At 45.3% G+C, this 4796-nt stretch carries 3 protein-coding genes; 1 reads left to right on the plus strand and 2 read right to left on the minus strand.

Annotation, left to right across the window (positions count from 1 at the left end):
• The first annotated feature begins 116 nt into the window (after positions 1–116).
• The gene (locus A1355_RS07955) at positions 117–1085 is read left to right on the plus strand and encodes a YiiX/YebB-like N1pC/P60 family cysteine hydrolase (protein WP_064026774.1); all 969 of its coding nucleotides are present in this window, start codon (positions 117–119) and stop codon (positions 1083–1085) included.
• A gap of 736 nt (positions 1086–1821) precedes the next feature.
• Here A1355_RS07955 and A1355_RS25130 read toward each other — a convergent pair.
• Positions 1822–2526 carry a hypothetical protein gene (locus A1355_RS25130; RefSeq protein ID WP_157197798.1) on the minus strand — a complete coding sequence of 235 codons (705 nt, stop codon included), beginning with the start codon at positions 2524–2526 and terminating at the stop codon, positions 1822–1824.
• Between the two features lie 1022 nt (positions 2527–3548).
• Entirely contained in the window at positions 3549–4226 is a 678-nt protein-coding gene (locus tag A1355_RS07965; protein WP_197471746.1) for a PEP_CTERM-anchored TLD domain-containing protein, read from the minus strand.
• Positions 4227–4796: the final 570 nt, after the last annotated feature.

Here is a 4796-nt window from a genome sequence, read left to right on the forward strand (position 1 = left end):
TCTACCCATCCTACGAGCTGAATGGAAATTATATGCCAATCAATGAATTATCGTTTCGAGGATCATTTTTCGTTAGATATACGGAAACTATTTAATTCCTTGTTAGGCATGAAAATATGTACATCCTCGACATGAACCAACTAAAGGAGGGCGATGTTTTACTCACATCGGAGAAAAGCCTCACTAGCAAAGGTGTACGTGGGGTGACTTTCAGTGGCTTTTCTCATGCCATTCTATACGTTGGCCATGGAAGCTATATTCACTCCGACTCGAAAGGCGTTCATTCCGCGAACATACAAAGGCTACTTTTTGACAAACCCTCTAGGGTTAAGGTGCTTCGGCCTAAGGCGGGAGGCGTTGCCACTAACGCTTCAATGTATGCTCGCTCCCAGATAGGAAAGGAGTATTCGATCAAAGAAGCTGTTAGAACAAAGATCGGAACCCAAAGAAATAAAGAAAACAAGCAGTTTTGTTCCAGGCTTGTAGCGGAAGCTTTTGAACACGCCGGAAAAAAAGTAGTAGAAAATCCATCATATTGTTCTCCAGAAGATATTAATCACTCATCATTCTTCGATGAAGTATCTGGGGTTATTCGAATAGCAACAGAGGAAGAAGTAAGATTCGCAAAAAGCTTCAATCCGATACAAAGGCAGACAGAAATAACAAATGCAATATTATCTGAAGCAAGGCGCATCACAAAAAGCAAGATCCAAACTCTCGAAGAACTAACGCTTTATGTAACATCTAACCCGGCCTGTGCTGACAGTATAGTGGATGTATACACAAAATCTGGTTATCTCACTATGTGGCAATTTGAAATGGAGCAAAACCCATGGCGGTACAACGGGGAATTGTTCATGTCTTTGCCTATATCACGAGAAGAAAAACTTAGTCTCGCTAAGTTCGAGGCTGAAAGCGCAAAAAAGCAATTGGAATTGTATGAGTATAACTATCGCGCTTATGAACAGCTGGGCAAAAAGGCTTGGTCTTCCTATATCAGTATGAGCTTAAATTTATATAGTAATCTTTTGAAACAAATGACGTCTCGTCTTCAAGCATCGGAGTATGTCATAAAAAATGCCTAACAATGCCATAAACACGGACGTCAAAAAGCTGCGCCACTCGTTTCTCGCTATGCAGCTTTTTGCCTCCGGTTATGGCAGGCGTTAGCCATCGGAAACCATACAGATGTACTGTTATGCGTTTATAAGTTACCAAACCGCCGATAAGCAGATTGCGGGCCGAATCAAGGAACTTCTGGAATCTATCGGGATTACCTCATTTCTAGCACACGAAGATATTGATGTTTCCGAAGAATGGAGTGATGTAGGGTACGCATTGCGTACCTTCTTTGGCGTTTGACTCATCGGAAACCTTGAATATGATATGCGGTGCATACCCTACGCGGCTCATGCCCTCAATACGAGAGAGCATTCCACAAAGAATCATGGGGTTAAGCGTCAATGACAACATCATCCAACGCCCATTTCAAGCCTGGTGGACAAGGCTTTTGTGCCTACGCGAAGCAAATCGATGGGCAATTTTGCCCACCCTACAGCTGCTCGGCTTGGAGCGCGAGACTACTCGCAAGAATTGGCTGGCGGATGGTCGAAGAAATGGTCCAATTCCTTGGACGCATCGGATTACTCGGAGGTGATGGGAATGAACCGGGATGCCGGAAATATCCGTCGCGCAGTTTTTGCCAATTTTTTTTTCAAGTAGGGTGCCCGAAAAAGTCTTTCGGAAAAAGGCTCGGGACGGGTTTATTAAACCCGTCCCGCTCAAGGAAATGCATCGATCACGGCCAATATTTTTTGTGTCTTACCGAAGTTTACGAGATAAACCCATAAAGCCAAGCGCGGATAAAAATAGTACGGCTGTTGGCGGTAAAGGCACGACGCTCGCCTCTATATGGTATGAATATTTATTTTCGCCTGCTGGTGAATCTGACGGTGAGCCACCTATCCACGTAACGGTATCTGTGGAATAAAAGCCAAATTGCATATCATTACTCGTAAAATCAACCGATAAGGATTTGCCGTCAAATGCTCCGGATATTTTAGGTGCAAATGGGTTATCCAATCTAAAGCAAGCGCATATTGTGCCGGCAGGCAAAGAAAATGCCAATTCATTTGGAAAAACCCCATCCCGTAAGGTCTGTGATGGCAAATCCAGAGTAACATTCCGGCCGCTTGGCAGAATACCCGGCGAGACGTTGATCGCTTCTGTTTCTAATGAATAGAGGTAGTTGCGCCCCAGTATGACATTAATATTGCCGCTCAAGGAAAAACGCTCGCTCGGGTGATAAATTGCTTCGGGTTTTGGCTCGCCGAATGGTATTTCTGAGGACAAGTCCGGTATTTCACCCGCTGAATTTGGAAGAATTTCAACCCAAGGAATATCTTGAACCCAGCTCGTCGACGGATTTATTTGTAATGTAATAACCTGTGTCGCATAGCTAAGATTTGGAGCAAATAGCCAGGCAAATATTAAAATCGCACTGTTATATAGATTTCTTGTTTTCATATTTTGATATCAATCCTTTTAGTAGCGGTCCAGCCAAATACGAAAATTGCTAAAGTTAATTGCACAAGATGGTAGTCTCAACCTACGAAGGTTGTAATACCGCGACTATCATCGTTCCGAGTGGATTGGCGTCGGGGCGGGATCGGGTGATGCCGCTAACACGACTGTAGATCAAGCTTTGATCGTCCAAGTTAAAAGGCGCTGTAGCCTCGGCTTGGAAGACGGTTAAGCTCAAAAGCAGGCTGATGGCCCAATATCTATTTCTATATTAGCCACCTTAAATGGTTCGTCTGCAGCCAACACTCGAATGTGTTGGGCTAGCCTTTTGCCATTATACGCCGGCAACTACCGAACACTTGGGGGGCTAACGAGCCTTCAACGCTGCTTTTCAGCATGATGACCAAAATATCAAATTTTGTAAAGCACTTAAAGTTATTTGATGTAAAGGTTTCATGACAACTCTTGACATTACAAAATCTGATTCTGCTAAACCCTCGGCAATGGTATATCTACGAGCATTATGGTCAATTTCACCCGCAGATACGGGCCGCTTCGGTGAGCATTTCGCCGTTGGTATTATGACTGCAGGTGTCTCTTCGTGGCGGTATTGAGCCGCCGTATAACCTCAATGACATCTGATGACGATCGATTGATTTCCAATATTCCGATCAAATCGCCGCTCTAAAACCGAAATACCGGAAAAGTTCAACAGGTTCAATAACGCTACAGGCTGGTCTTCGTTTCGGTCGTGAGCCGGCGCGCTAAGCTTGGTTAGTTGGCGCTCCATCAGGCCGAGGCCATCGGACTGAATTCGGTTTTCGGCATCCGCGAACCGGCCGGAACGTTTATGATTCCTTCAAGGTCGTTTGTCGCTAGATTTTTAGCCATGCTTGGGCGGACTCAAGCTATTGGTCCAGATGTAAAATTTTCTGATATTTCAAACTGCACCGCTTCGGACGGCTATCGCCATCCGTCCGAATCGTCGGTCAGGAAAGTTCAGGACCCGCGCATGCCAAGCTTTTCTATCCGCGACGTTTCAAGCCCAGCAAACCCAAAATGGCTGAACCAAACAACCAGGCCGCGCCAGGTACAGGCACTTGGCTGATCGTAAACACTTCCATGGCACCATAGCTGACATTGACGCCGTTGTAGTGTGAACCGTCGATAATGGAGTTTCCGCTGGAAGTATTGGTGTAGGTCGCCAGGTATGAATAACCATTATTCAAACTGCTATCGACAAAGATATCGTAGCCGCTACCAAAACTTGGGCCATACGAGCTTTGGTTGAGTGTTATATAAGCACCAAATTGTAAAAAAAATTGACTATTGCTTAAATTGAAGAGGAATGAGCTTTGCTGAGTGGGGTTAGTGTGAGCGACAGAATTCCATGATTCGGGATTGTAGCCACCGATCACCGCGGTATTTCCATTGTCTTCCGCTGCTTGCATCACCACAAAGGTCCGGCCTTTATTGTCAACCGCATTGTGGAAATCAACGGAAGTGGCGCCGGGTGATTTAGTGAATATATTGGTCAACGCGATAGGGCCTTCGCCAAGCTGATTTTCCAGTTGACTCAAATAGGTTTCGGTCAACAGCGAACTGCCGCCGACAATGATAGCCGCCTGGGCTGGCATAACCGATGCCGCCAACAACACGCCTGACAGGCAGACTGTCGTCATCATGTGGTTTTGATGCTGCATAATCTTGAACTCCATGGTTAAAAATGGGAAACCCTGTTAGTGAGCAAACTCTGTGCCTTCGTAAAGTATGCTAAAAATCAATGAATTAAAAACGCCGTATCAAGCTTGCGTAAAATTTTTTGACAATTTTAAAACGCTATAAGTAGCCCATTTATCCAATAAGTCTTTAACGACGCTCCGAAAAAGCCTGGGTGGGCAAGGTTTTGTGCTCGCGCGAAATTGATCGGTGGGCAAATTTGTCCGCCTGTTTCCAAGTCCTTTAATGCTTGCCAATGGTCTTCAACATCGACCGCCCCGGCAATTCAGTCAATCTTGACGCTGTTTAAAGCGGATATTTGCTTTGATCGCTTTGAGTTTGGGGGCAATCAACCGTTGCTCCGGAACGGAATGATCCAGGGAGATAGCGATTTTCATGGAAGGCGACCTTTCAGGAACATTTCATTTATAACAGACCGACCTACCAAATCCGGTAGCCGAAAAAACGGCGCAAGCGACCAGATAGCCTTGCCAGCAATTCTCAAAGCCTTGCGCTCGAAGTTCCGAATAATATACGCAAGGTTCCGAGCCTTG

This window comes from Methylomonas koyamae, from assembly GCF_001644025.1.
In the GTDB taxonomy this organism is placed as follows: Bacteria; Pseudomonadota; Gammaproteobacteria; order Methylococcales; family Methylomonadaceae; genus Methylomonas; species Methylomonas koyamae_A.

Coding starts and splice junctions, on each gene's coding strand:
- A1355_RS07955 (WP_064026774.1), top strand. CDS start 117: ATGTACATCCTCGACATGAACCAACTAAAGGAGGGCGATGTTTTACTC.
- A1355_RS25130 (WP_157197798.1), bottom strand. CDS start 2,526: ATGAAAACAAGAAATCTATATAACAGTGCGATTTTAATATTTGCCTGG.
- A1355_RS07965 (WP_197471746.1), bottom strand. CDS start 4,226: ATGCAGCATCAAAACCACATGATGACGACAGTCTGCCTGTCAGGCGTG.